Raw genomic sequence first — 20,417 nt, 5'->3', positions numbered from 1 at the left:
CATGGGAGCACTTGACGGGATCAGGGTGATCGCGGTCGAGCAGGCGGTCGCGGCGCCGTTCTGCTCCTCACGCCTGGCCGATGCCGGCGCCGAGGTGATCAAGATCGAGCGGCCCGAGGGCGATTTCGCCCGCGGCTATGACGCGGCGGCCAAGGGCCAGAGCAGCTACTTCGTCTGGCTCAACCGCGGCAAGCAGTCGGTCGTGGTGGATCTCGCAACGAAAGAAGGCCGTGACGAACTCGAGAAGCTGATCGCCAGCGCCGACGTGCTGATCCAGAACCTCAAGCCGGGCTCGATGGACAAGCTCGGCTTCTCGCGCGAGCGCTTGCTAAGGGACTATCCGAAGCTGATCTCGTGCACCATTACCGGCTATGGGGACGAAGGCCCCTATGCGCATCGCAAGGCCTATGACCTCCTGATCCAGGCCGAGAGCGGGCTTGCCTCGATCACGGGCAATCCCGATGGCGCTTCGCGCGTCGGCATGTCGATCGTGGACGTCGCGACCGGCGCCACCGCCCATGCGGCGATCCTGGAAGCACTGATCGCGCGCGGGCGCACCGGCAAGGGCGCCGATATCCGCATCTCCATGTTCGACGTGATGGCGGACTGGTGCACCGTGCCGCTGCTCAACTCCGAGGCCGGCAATCCGCCCAAGCGCATGGGCCTGCGCCATCCCTCGATCGCTCCCTACGGCGTGTTCACCTCGAAGGACGGCAAGGACATCCTGATCTCGATCCAGAGCGAGCGGGAGTGGAAGACGCTGTGCGTGAAGGTGCTTGATAAGCCCGACCTGCCCGCCGACCCCCGCGTCGCCAACATGGTCGAGCGCGTGCGCAACCGTGACTTCACGGACACGACGGTGGCCGACGCCTTCGGCAAGATGACGCGCGACGAGCTGCTCAAGCGGTTATCGGATGCCGACATTGCCTTTGCCGAGGTCAACACCATGGCCGACCTCACCAACCATCCGCATCTTCGCCGCATCGAGGTCGACACGCCGAACGGCCGCGTCAGCTATCCCGCGCCAGCGCCGATCATCGTCGGGGAGACGCGCAGCTACGGTGCCGTGCCCGCGATCGGCGAAAATCCAAAGTCCAAGAAGTAAGAGAGCGAGGCGTCATGACCGAGAAGCTCGACATCGATCATTTGCGGCAATGGATCGGCCGCAGCCAGGAGGCCACCGACATCGTCACCGCGCAGCTCGTGAAGGGCCTGCGCGCGACGCTGTTCCAGGAGGTCGGCGAGCCCAGGACAGGTGACGCCGCGCCGTTCACGGTGCATTGGTGCCTGGCGCAACCGGTGTTTCCGATGTCGATGCTCGGCCCTGACGGTCACCCGACCCGCGGCGGCTTCCTGCCGCCGGTGCCGCTGCCGCGCCGGATGTGGGCCGGCGGCGAGATCGAGTTCTTGCAGCCGCTTTGCGTCGGCGACGAATCTGCGCGAACCTCGCGGATTGCCGATGTGCAGGTCAAATCGGGCTCGACCGGCACGCTGTGCTTCGTCTCGGTCGAGCACAGCATCTCCTCGCCGCGCGGCACAGCCATCCGCGAGCGGCAGGACATCGTCTATCGCGAGATGACGAGCAGCGCGCCTGCGACCGCCAAGGCCCCCCCGCCGCCGCCGAAGGCGCAACACCGAGAGACTCATGTCTCCGATCCCGTGCTGCTGTTCCGCTACTCCGCGCTGACCTTCAACGGCCACCGCATCCATTACGACCGCGACTACGTCACCAAGGTCGAGGGCTATCCGGGCCTGATCTTCCACGGCCCGCTGCAGGCGGCGCTGATCATCGAGATGGCGGCCAAGCTGCGCGGCGGCAAGGCGCCGAAGAAGTTCACCTATCGCGGGCTGCAGCCGCTGTTCGAAGGCACGGAGTTCTCCGTCAACGCCAACGAGATCGAGACGGGGATGGAGTTGTGGACCGCGAACGCGGAGGGGCAGCCGACGATGAAGGGCATGGCGGTGTGGTGACGCTCTCTCCTCGTCAGTGCGAGGAGCGAAGCGACGAAGCAATCCAGACTGCCGCCGCAGAAAGATCCTGGATTGCTTCGCTTCTCTCGCAATGACGAGTGGGATTGGCGGCGTCAATCAACAACAGGGGACGGAAACCATGGCGAAGAACGGCAAGACCGGCAGCAAGTCCGTCACCGTGAAGCAGGCAACGCTCGACCTGCTGCGGGCCTTTGGCATCGACAAGGTGTTCGGCAACCCTGGTTCGACCGAGCTGCCGTTCCTGAGCGACTGGCCCGACGACATCGACTACGTGCTGGCGCTGCAGGAGGCCTCCGCCGTCGGCATGGCCGATGGCTACGCGCAGGCGACGCGCAATGCCGGCTTCGTCAATCTGCATTCGGCGGCCGGCGTCGGAAATGCGCTCGGCAATATCTACACCGCGCATCGCAACCAGACACCGCTCGTGATCACCGCGGGCCAGCAGGCGCGCTCGATCCTCCCGCTGCAAGCGTTCCTCTATGCCGAGCGCGCGTCGGAATTCCCTCGGCCTTACGTCAAGTACAGCATCGAGCCCGCGCGGCCCGAGGACGTACCGGCCGCGATCGCGCGGGCCTATTACACCGCGATGCAGCCGCCGTGCGGCCCGACCTTCGTGTCGATCCCGATCGACGACTGGGCGCATGCGGTAGCTCCCATCGAGGCGCGCAAGGTCAGCCGGGAGATCGGTCCGGAGGCTGACGCGGTGAAGGCGCTGGTTGCCGCGCTCGGCTCCGCAAAGCACCCTGCTCTCGTCGTCGGTCCCGGCATCGATCGCGCCGGCGCGGTCGATCTGATGGTGCGCGTCGCCGAGAAGGCTAAGGCCAGCGTCTGGGTCAGCCCGTTCTCGGCGCGCTGCTCGTTTCCGGAGCGGCATCCGCAATTCGCGGGCTTCCTGCATGCATCGCCGGCACAGCTCTCCGATGCGCTGCGCGAGCACGATGTCGTCGTCGTCGTCGGCGCGCCCGTGTTCACCTTCCATGTCGAAGGCCATGCCGCGATCTTCGATGGCGGGGCGACGATCTTCCAGATCACGGACGATCCGGATGCGGCGGCGGTGACGCCCGTCGGCACCAGCATCATCGCGACGATGAAGCCGGCGCTCAGCCTGCTGCTCGACCTGCTGCCGGAGAGCAAGCGCGCGGCCCCGAAGGGCCGCACGCTGCCGCCGGCACCGCAGGCCGCTGATCCGCTGCCGGTGGAATTCCTGCTGCACGCGCTGTCGCGAGCGATGCCCGAGGGCGCCTCGCTGGTCGAGGAAGTGCCCTCGCACCGGCCGGCGATGCAGAAGTTCATGCCGATGCCCGGCCAGGATAGTTTCTACACGATGTCGAGCGGCGGCCTCGGCTACTCCCTGCCGGCTGCCGTCGGCATGGCGCTCGGCAAGCCGAAGCAGCGCACGGTTTGCCTGATCGGCGACGGCTCGGCGATGTATTCGATCCAGGCGCTGTGGACCGCCGCGCAGCGCAAGCTGCCGCTGACGGTCGTCGTCCTCAACAATTCCGGCTACGGCGCGATGCGCTCGTTCAGCCAGGTGATGCAGGTGCGCAACGTGCCCGGGCTGGAGCTGCCGGGCATCGATTTCGTGCGGCTCGCGGAGGGCATGGGGTGCGACGCCGTGCGCGTGACGAAGGCCGCGGAGCTGGGCGAAGCGCTAAAGCGCGGGATGACGCATGCAGGCAGCAGCCTCGTCGAGGTCGTCGTGGATTCGGCCGTGCCGGTGCTGTACGGGCAGAAGCATTAAGGCGCACTCATCCCCGCTACGACCATCACGACGCCAAAAATCCTCCGTCGGCCGCGAGCACGTGGCCGACGACATAGGACGATGCATCCGACGACAGCCACACCACAGCTTCCGCCACCTCCTCCGGAGTTCCCATCCGTCGCAGCGGCAGGCCTGCACTCACCGTCGCGACGTCACCGACGCCGGCGCGTAGCATCATGTCGGTGACGACGCGGCCGGGGGCGATGGCATTGATGCGAATGCCGCGCGGCGCGTTCTCCATCGCGGCCGAGCGCGTCAGCGAGATCGCGGCGGCTTTCGAGGCCGAATAGAGCGAGAAGCCGGGATTGGGATTGCGCACGCCGCTGACGGAGGCGTTGACGACGATGCTGCCGCGGCCCTGCGCCAGCATCGCCGGCAGTTGGTGGCGCAGGCACAGGAACAGCGCGCGGACATTGGTATCGAACACGCTGTCGTAGATCTCCGTGCCCTGCTCCTCCAGCGGCGCGCGGCGCTCCTGGAATCCGGCATTGTTGAAGGCGACGTCGAGCCTTCCGCAGCGCTCGACCGCCGTGCGCACCAGCCGCGCGACGTCGTCCTCCTTCGTGATATCGGTCTTGACGGGGACAGCCTCCACACCGAGCTCGCGGCACGCTGAAGCGGTGGCGTCGATCTCGGCTTCGCGCCGGCCGGCGACGAAGATCGCTTCGGCGCCTTCGGCCGCCATCCTCAGCGCCGTGGCGCGCCCGATGCCGCTGCCGCCGCCCGTGACCAGGCAGACCTTGCCCCTCATCCGCATCCCGGTTGGCAAAGTTCCGCTCATCGTCGACTCCAAAACGCTTGCGCGCGCCTTTGCGCACATATAGTTGTATGATACAACTATGTGCCGGGAGTCAAGATGGCCGAGCTTTCGCTGATCGACGACATCCGCGCCGCCTCGCGGTTAATGGTGCGCGAGCTCGGATTCATGGACGCGACGGTCGCGGCATCGGACTACCCGCCCTCGGCGGTCCACACCATCCTGGAGATCGGCATCCGCGGTCCCATGACGTCGGGCGAGCTCGGTGATTTCCTGCGCCTGGAGAAATCCAGCGTCAGCCGCATGGTGCGCAAGCTGATCGATTGCGGCGAGCTCAGGGAGACGCCGGATGAGCTTGATGCACGCAGCAAGCTGCTGTCACTGACGGCGAAGGGCCGGCGCACCCTGGAAGCACTGCATGCATTCGGCCGGCAGCAGGTCCGCGGCGCGCTGGCGACGCTGACGGAAGCGGAGCAGCGCAAGGTGCGCGAGGGCATGATGCTCTACGCGCGGGCGCTGCGGGCGAGTCGGGATGAGGTGGAAGCGGCGGTGTGAGGTCCGTAGCCCGGATGAGCGCAGCGATATCCGGGATTCCTCGACAAAGAAGGCCCCGGATGTCGCTGCGCTCATCCGGGTTACGAGATCTTAATTCCCGAACTCCTCCCGCATCTTCGCCTGGATCTTGGCCATGCCGCCGATCCAGCGGTCGTAATTCTCGGTTTTCTTGCGCATGTAGCCGAGCACCTGCGGGTGCGGCAGGATCAGGAAGGTTTCCTGCTCGAGGCCGGCGAGCACGTCTTTCGCCACTTGCTCCGGCGTCAGGTCGCCGTCGCCGGATTGCGGTCCCTTCGGGATCGAGCGCAGCATGTTGGTGTCGACGCCCTGCGGGCAGAGGATCGAGACCTTGATGTTGTGGGCCTTGTGCGAAATCGCAAGGTTTTCGGCAAAGCCCACCGCGGCGTGCTTGGTCGTCGAATAAGCGGGGCTCCCGACCTGCGACAGCAGGCCTGCGGCCGAGATGGTATTGAGGAAATAGCCGCCGCCGCGGGCCCTCATGCGCGGGACGAGATGCCGCGCCGCGTAGACATGGGCCATGACGTGGATCGCCCAGCTGCGCTGCCAGGGTTCATCCGAGGCGCCGCCGGCGTTTTCCGACATCGGATCGAAGCCGCCGCCGATGCCGGCATTGGAGCAGAACAAGTCGATCGGCCCGAACTGACGTTCGGTCTCCTCGATGACGTGAGCGATATCCTTTTCCTGCGCAACGTCGCATTTGAAGGCGGCGCCATCAACCATGGCCGCGACCGCCCGCGCATTGGCGGCATCCATGTCTGCGACCACGACCTTGGCTGCGCCCGCATGATGAAAGGCCTCGCACAGCGCCTTGCCGATGCCGTTTGCGCCGCCCGTGACGACCACGACCTTGCCGGTCACCTGCATGCGACGTCTCCTCTTGTCCTGGACCGCGTCTCTTATACCGCTTCGCGGGAATCTTGCTCAGCTCAACACGAGATCGAGCACCGCGGTATAATGACATGCCGCGCCGGCCAAGACAAAGCCGTGCCAGATCGCGTTCTGAAAGCGCAGCCGACGCCAGGCGTGGAAGATCACGCCAAAGCTGTAGAGCAGGCCGCCCGCAACGATGAAGCCAAGCACCAGCGCAGGCAGCGCCCTGACCACGGCGTCGTAGAGCATCATGCCGCTCCAGCCCATCGCGAGGTAGATGCCGACCGAGAGGCGGTCGAACCGGCCGGGATAGAGAAGCTTCAACACGATGCCTAATATCGCCACGCACCAGACCCCGGCGAGCAGCACCAGCGCGAACACGCTGTCCTTCAGCTCCAGGATGAACGGCGTGTAGGTCGCCGCGATCAGCAGATAGATCGCGGAATGGTCGAACCGGCGCAGCAGCCATTTGGCGGGCGAGATCGGCCAGAGATTATAGGTCGCCGACAGCACCAGCATCGAGAGCAGGCCGGCGACGTAGATGGAGACGCCGACGACGTCGGTCGCATCGGCATAGATCGCCGTCAGCACCACCAGCACGGTCGCGGCGACGATACCGGCGAAGACGCCGATCGCGTGGATGACACCATCGGCGATCAGCTCGGCGCGGTCGTAATTCCAGCCGATCGCGTCGGCTGCGGCGTGGACGGAGCTGGATGCGAACTCTTTCAGCTGGAAGACAGTCATGGCAATCCGCTAGGTGTGGCAATGCCTCTTGTATGGGTCTCTCGGGATCGGCAGGTCGTTCAAGCGGCTGACTCGCCGATAAAGGCGGTGGAAGTATGGAGCTTGATTTTCCTCACGCAATTGCCACTTTTGTGAACAGTCGCACACATCTGCCCGCCGAGATCACCTAACGTTCATATGGCATTCAGTTTCCAGGATATGGTCGAAGAGGCGCGGCTGTCGGCGAGGGCGCTGATCGACTATGGCGAGCATTTCTTCAACCCGACGGTGCGGCTTGGCGTCACCGGCCTGTCGCGGGCCGGTAAGACCGTATTCATCACAGCGCTGATCCACGGGCTGACGCGCGGCGGGCGGTTTCCGGTGTTCGAAGCCTATGCCTCCGGCCGGATCGCCCGGGCGCATCTGGCGCCACAGCCGGACGATGCCGTGCCGCGCTTTGCCTATGAGAACCACCTGCGCGCGCTGATCGAGGAACGGCGCTGGCCGAACTCGACGGTCGACATCAGCGAGCTCAGGCTCATCATCGAGTACCAGCGCCCGAACGGAGCGGACCGCAATTTAACGCTCGACATCGTCGACTATCCCGGCGAATGGCTGCTCGACCTGCCGCTGCTGCAGAAAAGTTATGAGCAATGGTCGGCGGAAAGCCTGGCGCTGTCGCGCGAGACACCCCGAGTGCATCTCGCGGCGGACTGGCACGCGCATCTCGCAACGCTCAAGCCCGAAGCGCGCGAGGACGAGCAGGCGACGCTGACGGCCGCAAAGCTGTTCACCGATTATCTGCGCGCATGCCGCGAGGAGCGGTTTGCGATGAGCCTGTTGCCGCCCGGCCGCTTCCTGATGCCCGGCAATCTCGCAGGCTCCCCCGCGCTGACCTTTGCGCCGCTCGATCTGCCCTCTGGCGGACAGGCCCCCGACGGCTCGCTCTGGGCGATGATGGTGCGGCGCTTCGAGGCCTACAAGGACGTCGTGGTGCGGCCGTTCTTCCGCGATCATTTTGCGCGGCTCGATCGCCAGATCGTGCTGGCGGACGCACTCGCCGCATTCAACTCGGGCCCCGAAGCGCTGCACGATCTCGAAGCCGCGCTCGCCGGCATTCTCGACTGCTTCAACATCGGCCGCAGCACCTTGCTCTCCAGCCTGTTCCGGCCGCGCATCGACCGCATCCTGTTTGCGGCGACCAAGGCGGACCATCTGCATCATTCCAGCCATGACCGGCTCGAAGCCGTGCTGCGCCGCGCCGTTGTGGGCGCCGTCGCGCGCGCGGAAAATACCGGCGCGGCGGTCGACGTCGTGGCGCTGGCCGCGGTCCGCGCCACGCGTGAGGCGCAGGTGGCGCGTGGCCGCGACAAATTGCCGTCGATCCTGGGCACGCCGGCTGCGGGCGAAAGCGCCGGCGGCGAGTTCTTCGACGGCAATACGGAAGTTGCGACCTTTCCGGGCGATCTGCCCGTCGATCCCGAGCCGCTGTTCAACGGCACGGATGCGTTCCGCGGACTCGCGACGGAGGCGGCCGGGAAAAGCGACTTCCGCTTCCTGCGCTTCCGCCCGCCCAAGCTGGAACGCGGGGGCAACGACGAGCCGGTACTGCCACACATCCGCCTCGACCGTGCCTTGCAGTTCCTGATCGGAGACAAGCTGTCATGAACGACCGATCCCAGCAGCGGCGGCCGGCGACGTTCCGGCTCGACGATCCCGGCGTCGTCGTCACCGAGGCCGACGAGACGGGACGGCTCGGTCGCGGCACCATCCAGATCACGCCGGAGCCCGACCCGGCGATGCTGCCGGTGCCGGTGCAAGCCGCGGTCCCGGCGCGGCGCGGCTTTCCCTGGGGCACGCTGTTCTGGTCGGGGCTCGCGGGCTTGACCCTGCTCGGCACCGGGCTCGGCGTGGTGCATCTGATCGAGGATCTGTTCGCGCGCAGCCAGACGCTCGGCTTCGTCGGACTTGCCTTCGCCGCCGTCACCGCGCTGGCGCTCGCCGTGGTGATCGGGCGCGAGGCGTTCGGTCTCGCGCGTCTTGCGACCATCGAGAAGCTGCATCAGCGCGCGGCCGCCGTGCTTGCCAGTGACGATCGCAAGGAGAGCCGCGTCATCGTGCAGGACCTGCTGAACATCGCGCACCAGAACCCGCAGCTGGCGCGAGCCCGCGCCACGCTGGAGAGCCATGCCGGCGAGATCATCGATGGAGCCGACATGATCCGCCTGGCAGAGCGCGAACTGATGTCGCCGCTGGATGCGGAAGCGCGGCGGCTGGTGTCATCAGCCGCGCAAAAGGTTTCGATCGTCACAGCGGTCTCCCCCCGCGCGGCGATCGACGTGCTGTTCGTGTTCGTCGCCGCGCTGCGCCTGATCCGCCAGCTTGCCTATCTCTATGGCGGCCGCCCCGGCGCGCTCGGCATGATCCGCCTGCTCCGTCACGTCATCGCTCATCTCGCCATCACCGGCGGCATGGCCGCGAGCGACAGCCTGGTGCAGCAGATGCTCGGCCATGGCATCGCTGCGAAGCTTTCGCAGCGACTGGGTGAAGGCGTGCTCAATGGTTTGCTGACGGCGCGATTGGGGCTAGCTGCGATCGACGTCACGCGGCCGCTGCCGTTCGCGGCACTGCCGCCGCCGAAGCTGTCGGATTTGGCCACGGATCTGCTGCGGAAGAAGGATGGAGAAGAGTAGTTTCTCGTGCCACGCGTTCGCCGCCCCCTCTCCCCTTGCGAGACGGCGAGGGGTATCTCTGCATGTACGCGGCTGTTGCCGTGTGGATAGAGACCCTCATCCGGCGCTTCGCGCCACCTTTTCTCCCGCAAGGAGAGAAGGGAAGAGTCCGAGCTTGCGGCTCTATCCAAGCGAACGTTTCTCAAATTCCCCCGCCAACACCCGCCACTGGAACAATGGCGAGTCCTTCGGCGGCGACAGCTCCGGGGTCCAACCGGTGAGCTTTTCCAGCACATAGGTGTCCATCACCCGGCCGCGCCAGCTGCGCTCGACTTGGCCGAGCTGCTCCCGCTTGGCCGGGATGTTCTGCCACAGCGACGAACGATCGTCCGGCGCGCGGCCGACATAGACGCCCGCGTGGTCCTTGATCTTGTCCATGCCGGGATCGCGGAAATCCTGGAAACGGCCGCGCTCGTTGATCTCGATCACGGGCGCGCGCCCCCTGAACAGCCAGCGCATCATGGCGTAGGTGCGGTAGTCCGATGTTGCGATCCAGGTCGCGCCGGTCTCATCCAGCGCGGCCTGCACGCGCGCGGCGACCTGCTCATAGCCGGCCTCGGCGCCGATCGGATCGATCCTGCCCAGGAAGTTCCATGGCGCGGCGACGTAATAGAGAAACACGATGACGACGAAGGCGATACCCGAGACAATTGCAGTCCTGGCCCAGAACAGCGACGATCTGAGCATTCGGGCCGACCATCCCTCTTTCGTCATCGTTGCGAGGTTCAGCGCGGTGGCGGCGAAGCCGACCGGCCACATGAACATCGGCCAGGTGTCGCCGACCCGGAGCGTCATCGACTTCGCGAGGAAATAAAGAAACGGCACCAGCACGGCTGTCGACAGCAGGATCGCCACCGGCTCGCGCGTGCGATAGCCGCGCCATGCCGTCAGCACCAGGCCCGTCAGCACGACCGGCAGCATGACGAAGCCGACCAGGCCGAATTGCAGGCCGATGTAATCGCCGATCGTCCGCAGCGAGATGCCGTAACTGGCGGTGGCGCGCACGCCCTGGAAACGGAACGAGGCCCAGTCGTGCTGCGCATTCCAGATCAGCACCGGCGAGAACGCGGCGATCGCAATCAGGACGGCGAGGTAAGGGTAAGGGCTCCGAAGCCAACGCCAGCGCCAGTCCGGCACCAGCAGAAAGGCGGCAACCGCCGGCGCGAACATGATCGCGGTGAATTTCGACAGCATCGAGAGGCCTGCGAACAGGCCCGCCGCGAGCCACCAGCGGCCGTCGCCGCCCTGTGCGAGCCGCACCAGCGACCACATCATCGCGACCGCAAACGGGATCATCGCGACGTCTGGCGCGACCTTGGCCATCAGCAGGCCGTAATAGAGCGCGGCCTCCGGCATCAGCACCGCGAACATGACAGCGCGCGCATCATGGGTGAGGCGGCGGACGATGTTGGCGAGCAGCAGCTGCGTCACCAGCATTGCGACGATGCCACCGAAGCGGACGCCGAGCGCGGTATCGCCGAAGATCGCGGTACTGAGGCGGATCATCCAGGCGATGCCGGGGGGATGATCGAGAAAGCTGAGCGCCGTTTCCTTCGACCAGGTCCAGTAATAGGCTTCGTCCGTGCGCAGCTCGATCGCGGAGGCGTAGACGATGCGCAGCACGGTCATCGCGGCGATGATCGCTGCGGCAACGAGGATGAGACGGCGCTCGGCGCCGTCTGGTTCCGCAGAAATGTCGGGAGCGGTCGTCACGGCCGCGCTTTTCCCCGACTTGAGAGGGGGAGTCAATGTAGGCGTCGTGGTCCCGGCGAGGGCCGGGACGACAGCGGAGGGTGACCGCGAAATGGTGGGCACGGCGCGCAAGAGCGCGTCCTTTCCCGCCTGCGGTTCTGTAACCTTGCCGCGCATGTGATCGGGCAAGCTGTCCGCGGGCGGAATTAAACGCTAGGCTGGCTGTTCTCCTCCATGAACTGATACAATCGAATCATGGCCACCGCTCCCGTACACATGCCCGAACTTGTCCGCGCCACCAGCGCGCGGCAGGTGCGGCTCATCTGCGGAATCATCCTGTTCGCCTATGTGGTCAGCCACTTCCTCAACCACGCGCTGGGCAACATCTCGGTCGATGCCATGGAGGTCGGGGTCTACTACCATACCCTGTTCTGGCAGTTCCTACCCGTCGCGATCGTGTTCTACACGGCTGCGCTCACCCATATGGGCCTCGGCATCTACGCCTTGTATCAGCGCCGGCAGTTCCGCTGGCGGACGGTCGAGCCGCTCCAGCTGGTGCTGGGCCTGAGCATCCCCGCTTTGGTCATGGGCCACGTGATCGGGGTGAGGCTCGGCTACACGCTGTACGATCATCAGAAGCTCTATCCGCAGGAGCTTTATCTGTTCTTCGTCGCAGCGCCGGGCCGGCTCTGGCAGATGACGATCCTGCTCCTCATTGCCTGGGTGCACGGCTGCATCGGCATCTTCTTCTGGCTTCGCCTGAAGCCGTTCTTCACGCGCGCGGCGCCCTATCTGCTCGCGGCCGCCGTGCTGATCCCGACGCTGGCGCTGCTCGGCATCTATCAGGGCGGCCGCAGCGTCGCCATCGAGAGCGATGATGGAGAATGGCGCACGCACAATCTCACGCGCCGCCAGGTCGGCACGGTAGCGGAAGGCAACACGCTCGACCGCATCGCCGGCGGGCTCACCATCGGTTATTTCGGTCTGCTGGGACTGGTGCTGGCGGCACGCGGCGCGCGGGCCTTGCGCGAGCGGCGCGGCGGCATGATCGCGCTGTCCTACGGCAACGGCAAGACGGTGCGGGTCCCCAAGGGTCTCTCGGTGCTGGAAGCGAGCCTGCGCCACAACGTGCCGCATGCCAGCATCTGCGGCGGCCGCGCCCGCTGCTCGACCTGCCGCATCCGCATCATCGGCGATCATGATGCCCTGCCCGAACCGTCGCAGCGCGAGGCCTTCGTGCTCACCCGCGTCGGCACCACCGATCCCTCGATCAGGCTCGCCTGCCAGCTGCGGCCAACCTCCGACCTCTCCTTCTTCCAGCTCTTCACACCGCACACACTCTCCGCCAACGCGCAGGCTTCGACGCCGGCCAGAATCGGCCAGGAGCGCTATCTCGTCAGCCTGTTCGTGGACATGCGCGGCTCGACGCAGCTTGCCGAGAAGCGGCTGCCGTTCGACACGGTCTTCATCGTCAACCGTTTCCTCGGTGCGGTCTCGCAGGCCGTGATCGAGAACGGCGGGCAACCGAACCAGTTCGTCGGCGACGGCATGCTGGCGCTGTTCGGGCTGTCGGCCGACCCGCGAACCGCGTGCCGGCAGGCGCTGAAGGCCGCTGCCGGAATCGCCGCCCATATCGACGAGCTCAACGAGCTCCTGAGCCACGATCTTCGCCAGCCGATCCGCTTCGGCATCGGCATCCATGGCGGCGAGGTCATCATTGGCGACATCGGTTATCGCGATCATATCGTCTTCACCGCGCTGGGCGATGCCGTCAACGTCGCCGCCCGTCTCCAGGACATGACCAAGACTCTGGCCTGCGAGGCGATCGTCTCGGAGGAGATCCTCCGCACCGCGGACCTCGCCGACGACGCCCTGCCGCAGCAGGAGGTCGCAATCCGCGGCCGCGACGAGCCGATGGCGGTGCGCGTGGTGGCGGATGCGAGGAAGTTGACGGCGCTGGTTGATCGCAGCGAGCGGGTGGCGGCGTAAGGCAGCCACGGCGGCAGTGCCCGGCTCCTCCCTATTCACCGCGTAACACCGGCCTGCTGCAACACAGCGGCATGGGCTTGCTGCGAAAGCACCAATTGACATCATCCAGATCATTGCGACAGATGAGCGCAGGATCGCGGTGATGACCGCGATCCAACGAAAAGCTCCGGGAGGAGACCAGAATGTTCGACCGACGCGACCTGCTCAAGGGAGCGGGCGTTGCCGCCATTGCGGCCACATTGAATTCCACCAAGGCGCTGGCGCTCGACACCGTCACCCTGCCTTTCGCCAATGGCGAACGGCCGCTGGTGAAATATCCGCAGAAGCGGCCGATGATCGGCCTGACCAGCCGGCCGCCGCAGCTGGAGACGCCGTTTGCGGTGTTCAACGACGGTCCGATCACGCCGAACAACGCGTTCTTCGTGCGCTATCACCTCTCCGACCTGCCTTACAATCTCGACCCCGACAAGTTCACGCTCGAGGTCAAGGGTAAGGTCGACAAGCCGCTGAAACTTTCGCTGAAGGACATCAGGAAGATGAAGGCGACGGAGATCGTCGCGGTCAACCAGTGCTCCGGCAACAGCCGCGGTTTCTTCGAGCCGCGCGTTGCAGGCGGCCAGCTCGCCAACGGCGCGATGGGCTGCGCGCGCTGGCGCGGCGTACCGCTGAAGGCCGTGCTGGAGACGGCCGGCGTTCAGAGCGGCGCAAAGCAGGTCACGTTCAACGGCATGGACGGACCGGTCAGCGACAAGACGCCCGATTTCGTCAAGGCGCTCGATCTCGATCACGCCACCGACGGCGAGGTGATGCTGGCCTATGGCATGAACGGCGAGGACTTGCCGTTCCTCAACGGCTTCCCGCTGCGCCTGATCGTGCCCGGCTATTTCGGCACCTACTGGGTCAAGCACCTCAACGAGATCACCGTCATCGACAACGTCTATGACGGCTTCTGGATGAAGTCGGCGTATCGCATTCCCGATACGCCTGATAACGCGGTCGAGCCGGGCACCGCGCCGAAGGCGACGATCCCGATCAACCGCTTCACCATCCGCTCCTTCATCACCAGCGTCCCCGATGGCGCCAGGCTGAAGGCGGGAACGACGACCCTGCGCGGCATCGCCTTCGACGGCGGCAAGGGCATCAAGGAAGTCCAGGTCTCAACCGACGGCGGCAAGACCTGGACGAGTGCCAAGCTCGGCAAGGACCTTGGCAATTACGCCTTCCGCGAATGGAAGCTGCCGGTGAAGCTCGACGCCGGCGGCCATGAGCTCAAGGTGCGCGCCACCGGCAATGGCGGCGAGACGCAGCCGGACACGCCGCGCTGGAACCCGGCGGGTTACTTACGCAACGTCGTCGAAACCGTCCGCGTCCGCGTGGCCTGAAGGAGACTGATCATGCAGCGCACCGTTCTCCCCGCCGTCACGCTCGCCCTAGCCACCGCAGTGGGTTCGGCGTTTGCCGCGCCGGTCAATTACAAGACTCCCGACGAGGTCGCCGCCTTCAAGCCCGGTCCCAATCTCGAGGTCGTGCAAGGCAATTGCAGCGCCTGCCACTCGTCCGACTACATCGCCACGCAGCCGCCGATGAAGGACAAGAAGGGCTTCTGGCAGGCCGAGGTGACGAAGATGATCAAGGTCTATGGCGCGCCGATCGACGATGCCGATGTCGGCAAGATCGTCGATTACCTGGCTGCGACGTATTGAGGGATGCGGGGGACGCATGCGGGCCATTTGACCGCGAAACGGGCAAAACCGGCAAAAACGCCGCGAAGTTGAGCGGAATTCAGCGAAATGGCGATGTGGTTTGAGCTACCAAGCCTGCCACATTCCGCGTATCCTATAGGACCGAACCGGCCGGTTGGCGGGGACTGGCGGTTCGCGATCTCGGAGGAAGACCCGCGGAGAAAGTCGTGATGGCTAAAGGTACGGTCAAGTGGTTCAACCCGACGAAGGGTTATGGATTTATCCAGCCTGCGTCGGGGGGCAAGGATGTGTTCGTGCATATCTCGGCAGTGCAGAAAGCCGGTCTGTCCACCCTCAACGAGGGACAGACGGTGGAATACGAAGAGATCGCAAACCGGGGCAAGACCTCCGCAGAAAACCTCAAAGTATAAAGCCCACCAGCTATTTGCTGCCTCCCAGGCCAATCCGGGAGCCGGGCCAAGAAAATTCAGTAGACGGCCAGTGCAGTCGACGACAGGCGTTGCGATTGCACGGGGGATAGTTATTTTCCTTGGAAGACCGCTTGTTCACGCCACAGCAATGACAATCGCGACGGCATGTCGTCAGCCCACCGGCAACGGTGCGTCGCGCTTGATCTCCTCCATCACCGCATAGGTCCGCGTCTCGCGCACGCCCGGCATCGACAGCAGGGTCTCGCCGAGAAAGCGTCGATAGGCGGCCATATCCGCAAGCCGCGCCTTTACAAGATAGTCGAAGCCGCCGGCAACCATGTGACACTCCAACACCTCGGGCGCGAGTTTCACCGCACGCGCAAAGCGCTCGAAATTGTCGGGCGTGGTCTTGTCGAGCAGCACCTCGACGAACACCAGCAGCCCGAGACCGAGCCGGTGCGGGTTGAGCCGCGCGCCATAGCCTTCGACAACACCCTCGCGCTGCAAGCGCTTCAGCCGTTCGCCGATCGACGTCGGCGACAGCCCGATGCGCTCGGCGAGCTCCACATTGGCGATGCGGCCGTCCTGCTGCAGAATCGAGAGGATCTTCCGGTCGACGCGATCGAATTCCATATTTTACTCGGCCATTCGCCCCATGAACTTATTTTCTAAGGCAGAACGGCTAATTTGTCTATCGAACGACGGTCATGCGGGCCTTATCCTGAAATTAGCCACAGGACACGCCATGCCGAACAACCCGCCTCCCTTCACCGCCCCCTATGCACCTGACGACGCCGACATTGCCGCGCGTCTGTTGCCATCGGCACATCTGAGCCCGCCGCAGGAGGCGCGGATCGACCGCACCGCGACGCGGCTGATCGAGGCGATCCGCAAGCGTGACGACCGCCTCGGCGGCGTCGAGGACATGCTGCGGGAGTTCGCGCTCTCGACCAAAGAGGGGCTCGCGCTGATGGTGCTGGCCGAGGCGCTGCTGCGCGTGCCGGATGCGCGCACCGCCGACCAGTTCATCGAGGACAAGCTCGGCGAGGGCGATTTCATCCATCACGAGACGAAGTCCACCGCGTTCCTGGTCAACGCCTCGGCCTGGGCGCTTGGCCTCTCGGCGCGGGTGATCCAGCCCGGGGAGACGCCCGACGGCACGATCGGCCGTCTGGTGAAGCGGCTCGGCGCGCCGGCGGTGCGCACCGCGACGCGCCAGGCGATGCGGCTGATGGGCAATCATTTCGTGCTGGGCGAGACCATCGAGCAGGCGCTGGAGCGGGGCGGGCCGCGCTCCAGCCAGAAGACACGCTATTCCTTCGACATGCTCGGAGAAGGCGCACGCACGGCGGCCGATGCGAGACGCTATTTCGACGCCTATGCGAGCGCGATCGAGACGATCGGCAAGGCGGCAGGCAACCATCCTCTGCCCGACCGGCCCGGCATCTCGGTCAAGCTCTCGGCGCTGCATCCACGCTTCGAGGCGATCAGCCGTGGCCGTGTGATGACCGAGCTGGTGCCGCTGGTGCTGGACCTCGCACAGCGCGCCAAGACTCACGATTTGAACTTCACCGTCGATGCCGAAGAGGCCGACCGTCTGGAGCTGTCGCTCGACGTCATCGCGGCCACGTTGGCCGATACCTCACTTGCCGGCTGGGACGGGTTTGGCCTGGCGGTCCAGGCCTATCAGAAGCGCGCCTGCGCGGTGATCGACTATGTCGATGCGCTTGCCCGTGCACATGACCGCAAGCTGATGGTGCGGCTGGTCAAGGGCGCCTATTGGGACACCGAGATCAAGCGCGCTCAGGAGCGCGGGCTCGGCGGCTATCCCGTATTCACGCGCAAGGCGATGACGGATCTGAACTACGTCGCCTGCGCGACGAAACTGCTGGCCTTGCGACCGCGCATCTTCCCGCAATTCGCCACCCACAACGCGCTGACGGTCGCGACCGTGCTGGAGCTTGCCGCGGACAGCGGCGGCTTCGAATTCCAGCGCCTGCATGGCATGGGCGAAGCATTGTACGAGCAGCTGGCCAAAGATCGCCCGGACATCGCCTACCGCACCTACGCGCCAGTCGGCAGCCATCGCGACCTCCTCGCCTATCTGGTGCGGCGGCTCCTGGAGAACGGCGCGAACTCGTCCTTCGTGGCGCAGGCCGCCGACTATCGCGTGCCGGTGTCGGCGCTTTTGCAGCGTCCGGCAGATGGCATCGCCCGGCCGCAGGCGGCGGCCCATTCCAAAATCCCATTGCCCTGCGATCTCTTCGCGCCGGAGCGGCGCAATTCGCGCGGCATCGAATTCGGCGAACGTGCCGCGCTCGACCGGTTGCTGACCGACGTCGAGGCCCAGGCGGCCGGCCTCAAGCCGATTGCCGATGCGTCGCCGGATCAGGCCAGTGCGGCGGTCGCCGCGGCACGCGCCGGCTTTGCCGCCTGGACCCGAACACCGGCCGGTACGAGGGCGGCCGCGCTGGAGCAGGCCGCGCATCTGCTGGAGAGCCGCGGCGCACACTTCATCGCGCTGTTGCAGCGCGAGGGCGGCAAGACGCTTGACGACGCGCTGTCGGAACTGCGCGAGGCCGCTGACTTCTGCCGCTACTATGCCGCGCAGGGCCGCAAGCTGTTCGGGGGCGACGCTGCCATGCCGGGTCCGACCGGCGAGAGCAATGTGCTCGCCATGCGCGGCCGAGGCGTCTTCGTCGCGATCTCGCCCTGGAATTTTCCGCTGGCGATCTTCCTGGGACAGGTCACGGCCGCGCTGATGGCCGGCAACAGCGTGGTCGCAAAGCCCGCCGAGCAGACGCCGCGCATCGCAAGCGAGGCCGTTGCCCTGCTGCACGAGGCAGGCATCCCCAAGAGCGCGCTGCACCTCGTCACCGGCGATGGCCGCATCGGGTCCGTGCTGACCGCGCATGCGGATATCGCGGGTGTCGTCTTCACCGGCTCGACCGAAGTGGCCCGCAGCATCAACCGGACTCTCGCCGCCAAGGACGGACCGATCGTGCCGCTGATCGCGGAAACCGGTGGCATCAACGCGATGATCGCGGATGCCACCGCGCTGCCCGAGCAGGTCGCCGACGACGTCGTGACCTCGGCCTTCCGTTCAGCCGGCCAACGCTGCTCGGCGCTACGGCTGCTGTTCGTGCAGGAGGACGTCGCCGACCGCATGATCGAGATGATCGCGGGCGCCGCGCGCGAGTTGAAGATCGGCGATCCCTCCGACGTTGCGACGCATGTCGGGCCTGTGATCGACGGGGAGGCCAAGCAACGCCTCGATGCGCACATCGCGCGGATGAAGCGCGAGGCGCGGCTGCACTTTGCAGGCCACGCGCCGGACGGCTGCTTCGTTGCGCCGCACATCTTCGAGCTTAAGGACGCAGGTCAGCTCACCGAGGAGATCTTTGGCCCGATCCTCCATGTCGTACGCTATCGCGCCGAGAATCTCGAACGCGTGCTGCAGGCGATCGAGCGCACCGGCTACGGGCTCACCCTCGGCGTCCATTCCCGCATCGACGACACCATCGAGGCGATCATCGACCGCACCCAGGTCGGCAACATCTACGTCAACCGCAACATGATCGGCGCCGTGGTCGGCGTGCAGCCCTTCGGCGGCAACGGCCTGTCCGGAACCGGCCCGAAGGCCGGCGGCCCGCACTACCTCGCGCGCTTCGCCACCGAGCAGACGGTGACCATCAACACCGCAGCAGCCGGCGGCAATGCCGCCCTGCTTGCGGGGGAGGAGTGAGGCCCTGTACCGGGCGCCGTTGCATCCAGCCGAAACATCGGTCTAATGCTCGACGATGCGCCCGCGCCAATTCCAGCGCGCGGGAAAACGACAAGAGCGAGGGAGCAACGCCGCGATGGACAAGGGCATTTTTGCTGGGCTGAAGGTTCTGGACTGCGCGAGCTTCATCGCAGCGCCCGCGGCCGCGACCGTATTGTCGGATTTCGGCGCCGACGTCATCAAGATCGAGCCGCCGGGCGCTGGGGATCCCTACCGCAATCTGCCGAACCTGCCGGGCTATCCGACCGGCGAGCACAATTTCGCCTGGCTGCTGGAAGCCCGCAACAAGAAGAGCATCGCCCTCGACCTCGCAAAGCCGGAGGCGCAGGCCGTGCTGTACAAGCTGGTGGCGGGGGCCGACGTTTTCATCACCAACATGCCGCCGCCGGTGCGCGCCAAGCTCGGCATCACCTACGACCATCTCGCCCATCTCAACGACCGGCTGATCTATGCGTCCTTCACCGGCTATGGCGAGAAGGGTGAGGAGGCCAACAAGCCCGGTTTCGACAGCAACGCCTATTGGGCCCGCTCCGGCCTGATGGACCTCGTCCGCGCCGACACCGACACCACGCCGGCCCGCTCGGTCGCCGGCATGGGCGATCATCCCTGCGCCATGGCGTTCTACGGCGCCATCGTCACCGCGCTCTATCAGCGCGAGAAGACCGGCAAGGGCTCGCACGTCGCCTCCAATCTGATGGCGAACGGGGTGTGGGCGGCGAGCGTGCTGGCGCAGGCAAAGCTCTGCGGCTCCAAGTTCGGCGAGCGGCGGCCGCGCGAGCGCGCGCTGAATGCGGTCGCCAACCACTATCAATGCAAGGATGGCCGCTGGCTGATCCTGTCGTTGCTCAACGAGGAGAAGCAGTTTCCGACGCTGGCCCGCTGCCTCGGACGCGAGGATTTGATCGATGATCCCCGCTTCGCCACCAAGGCCGACCGTCACGCCCGCTCGGTCGAATTGATCAAGATTCTGGACGACATTTTTGCGACCAGGGATCTCGCCGAATGGCGAAAGATCCTCGACGGCAGCGGCCTCGTGTTCGGCGTCGTCGGCATCCTGGACGACATCCCGACCGACAAGCAGATGCTCGACAACGAGGTGCTGGTGCCGTTCGAGAACGACACCATGCTCACCATCAACAGCCCGATCTGGATCGACGGCGCCAAGAAGGTGCAGCCGCGCAAGCCGCCAGCCGTCGGCGAGCACAGTGACGAGATTTTGCGCGGCGCGGGATACGACGAGGCGGCAATCAAGCAGCTGCGCAGTTCGGGGGCTGTGGGGTAAGGCGGCGCCTCGCGCTCCACTGTCGTCCCGGGGCGCGCAAAAGCGCGAACCCGGGACCCCATCTGCGCCCCGCTTCGCTGCGCTTGTCCGGGACGACGATCGGGAGGCCCGCCCGTGCAACAAAGCCCCGTCATTGCGAGCG

17 protein-coding genes are annotated in these 20,417 nt (G+C 65.8%); 12 read left to right on the top strand and 5 right to left on the bottom strand.

Annotation, left to right across the window (positions count from 1 at the left end):
* Position 1 precedes the first annotated feature (1 nt).
* From ABIG06_RS19720 to mdlC, 3 genes are all read left to right on the top strand, one after another.
* The gene (locus ABIG06_RS19720) at positions 2-1,105 is read left to right on the top strand and encodes a CaiB/BaiF CoA transferase family protein (protein WP_370138279.1); all 1,104 of its coding nucleotides are present in this window, start codon (positions 2-4) and stop codon (positions 1,103-1,105) included.
* A gap of 14 nt (positions 1,106-1,119) precedes the next feature.
* Positions 1,120-1,971: an FAS1-like dehydratase domain-containing protein gene (locus ABIG06_RS19715; protein ID WP_424578375.1), complete on the top strand. Its 852-nt coding sequence runs from the start codon at positions 1,120-1,122 to the stop codon at positions 1,969-1,971.
* Between the two features lie 139 nt (positions 1,972-2,110).
* The gene (gene mdlC, locus ABIG06_RS19710) at positions 2,111-3,733 is read left to right on the top strand and encodes a benzoylformate decarboxylase (protein ID WP_370138276.1); all 1,623 of its coding nucleotides are present in this window, start codon (positions 2,111-2,113) and stop codon (positions 3,731-3,733) included.
* Positions 3,734-3,758: 25 nt separating this feature from the next.
* Here the strand turns inward: mdlC and ABIG06_RS19705 are convergent, their stop codons facing one another.
* Positions 3,759-4,535, bottom strand: coding sequence for an SDR family NAD(P)-dependent oxidoreductase (locus tag ABIG06_RS19705; RefSeq protein WP_124160555.1), 777 nt, complete (start codon positions 4,533-4,535; stop codon positions 3,759-3,761).
* Between the two features lie 75 nt (positions 4,536-4,610).
* Here ABIG06_RS19705 and ABIG06_RS19700 point away from each other — a divergent pair, with 75 nt between their 5' ends.
* Positions 4,611-5,066 carry a MarR family winged helix-turn-helix transcriptional regulator gene (locus ABIG06_RS19700; RefSeq protein WP_370138275.1) on the top strand — a complete coding sequence of 152 codons (456 nt, stop codon included), beginning with the start codon at positions 4,611-4,613 and terminating at the stop codon, positions 5,064-5,066.
* A 90-nt stretch (positions 5,067-5,156) separates the two neighbouring features.
* On the opposite strand, the gene ABIG06_RS19695 is transcribed toward ABIG06_RS19700, so the two are convergent.
* Positions 5,157-5,951 carry an SDR family oxidoreductase gene (locus ABIG06_RS19695; protein ID WP_370138273.1) on the bottom strand — a complete coding sequence of 265 codons (795 nt, stop codon included), beginning with the start codon at positions 5,949-5,951 and terminating at the stop codon, positions 5,157-5,159.
* Between the two features lie 57 nt (positions 5,952-6,008).
* On the bottom strand, positions 6,009-6,704 hold the full coding sequence (gene trhA, locus ABIG06_RS19690) for a PAQR family membrane homeostasis protein TrhA (protein WP_370138272.1): 696 nt from the start codon (positions 6,702-6,704) through the stop codon (positions 6,009-6,011).
* Between the two features lie 177 nt (positions 6,705-6,881).
* Here trhA and ABIG06_RS19685 point away from each other — a divergent pair, with 177 nt between their 5' ends.
* Both ABIG06_RS19685 and ABIG06_RS19680 read left to right on the top strand, forming a co-directional pair.
* Positions 6,882-8,351, top strand: coding sequence for a YcjX family protein (locus tag ABIG06_RS19685; protein WP_370138271.1), 1,470 nt, complete (start codon positions 6,882-6,884; stop codon positions 8,349-8,351).
* Positions 8,348-9,376, top strand: a complete 1,029-nt coding sequence (locus ABIG06_RS19680; protein WP_370138269.1) for a YcjF family protein — start codon at positions 8,348-8,350, stop codon at positions 9,374-9,376. Before ABIG06_RS19685 ends, ABIG06_RS19680 begins: the two co-directional genes overlap by 4 nt.
* Before the next feature lie 162 nt (positions 9,377-9,538).
* Here the strand turns inward: ABIG06_RS19680 and ABIG06_RS19675 are convergent, their stop codons facing one another.
* A complete protein-coding gene (locus ABIG06_RS19675; protein WP_370140876.1) occupies positions 9,539-11,044 on the bottom strand; it encodes a glycosyltransferase family 39 protein in 1,506 nt (501 codons plus the stop codon).
* 318 nt (positions 11,045-11,362) lie between these two features.
* Here ABIG06_RS19675 and ABIG06_RS19670 point away from each other — a divergent pair, with 318 nt between their 5' ends.
* The 4 genes from ABIG06_RS19670 to ABIG06_RS19655 all read left to right on the top strand — a co-directional run bounded on the left by ABIG06_RS19670 (position 11,363) and on the right by ABIG06_RS19655 (position 15,209).
* Positions 11,363-13,096, top strand: a complete 1,734-nt coding sequence (locus ABIG06_RS19670) for an adenylate/guanylate cyclase domain-containing protein (protein ID WP_424578374.1) — start codon at positions 11,363-11,365, stop codon at positions 13,094-13,096.
* 182 nt (positions 13,097-13,278) lie between these two features.
* Positions 13,279-14,478, top strand: a complete 1,200-nt coding sequence (locus tag ABIG06_RS19665) for a molybdopterin-dependent oxidoreductase (protein WP_370138268.1) — start codon at positions 13,279-13,281, stop codon at positions 14,476-14,478.
* A gap of 12 nt (positions 14,479-14,490) precedes the next feature.
* Entirely contained in the window at positions 14,491-14,799 is a 309-nt protein-coding gene (locus ABIG06_RS19660; protein WP_199751517.1) for a cytochrome c, read from the top strand.
* A gap of 209 nt (positions 14,800-15,008) precedes the next feature.
* Positions 15,009-15,209, top strand: coding sequence for a cold-shock protein (locus ABIG06_RS19655; RefSeq protein ID WP_008563500.1), 201 nt, complete (start codon positions 15,009-15,011; stop codon positions 15,207-15,209).
* Between the two features lie 171 nt (positions 15,210-15,380).
* On the opposite strand, the gene ABIG06_RS19650 is transcribed toward ABIG06_RS19655, so the two are convergent.
* Positions 15,381-15,842 carry an Lrp/AsnC ligand binding domain-containing protein gene (locus tag ABIG06_RS19650; RefSeq protein ID WP_124160546.1) on the bottom strand — a complete coding sequence of 154 codons (462 nt, stop codon included), beginning with the start codon at positions 15,840-15,842 and terminating at the stop codon, positions 15,381-15,383.
* 112 nt (positions 15,843-15,954) lie between these two features.
* Between ABIG06_RS19650 and putA the strand changes: the two genes are divergently transcribed.
* The gene (gene putA, locus ABIG06_RS19645) at positions 15,955-18,954 is read left to right on the top strand and encodes a bifunctional proline dehydrogenase/L-glutamate gamma-semialdehyde dehydrogenase PutA (protein ID WP_370138266.1); all 3,000 of its coding nucleotides are present in this window, start codon (positions 15,955-15,957) and stop codon (positions 18,952-18,954) included.
* Positions 18,955-19,069: 115 nt separating this feature from the next.
* Positions 19,070-20,275, top strand: coding sequence for a CaiB/BaiF CoA transferase family protein (locus ABIG06_RS19640; protein ID WP_370138264.1), 1,206 nt, complete (start codon positions 19,070-19,072; stop codon positions 20,273-20,275).
* The last annotated feature ends 142 nt before the right edge of the window (positions 20,276-20,417 follow it).

Source organism: Bradyrhizobium sp. USDA 326, assembly GCF_049739485.1.
Classification (GTDB): Bacteria; Pseudomonadota; Alphaproteobacteria; order Rhizobiales; family Xanthobacteraceae; genus Bradyrhizobium.
The sequence above is the reverse complement of the archived record's forward strand: the minus strand, read 5'-3'. Positions and strand labels throughout refer to the sequence as shown.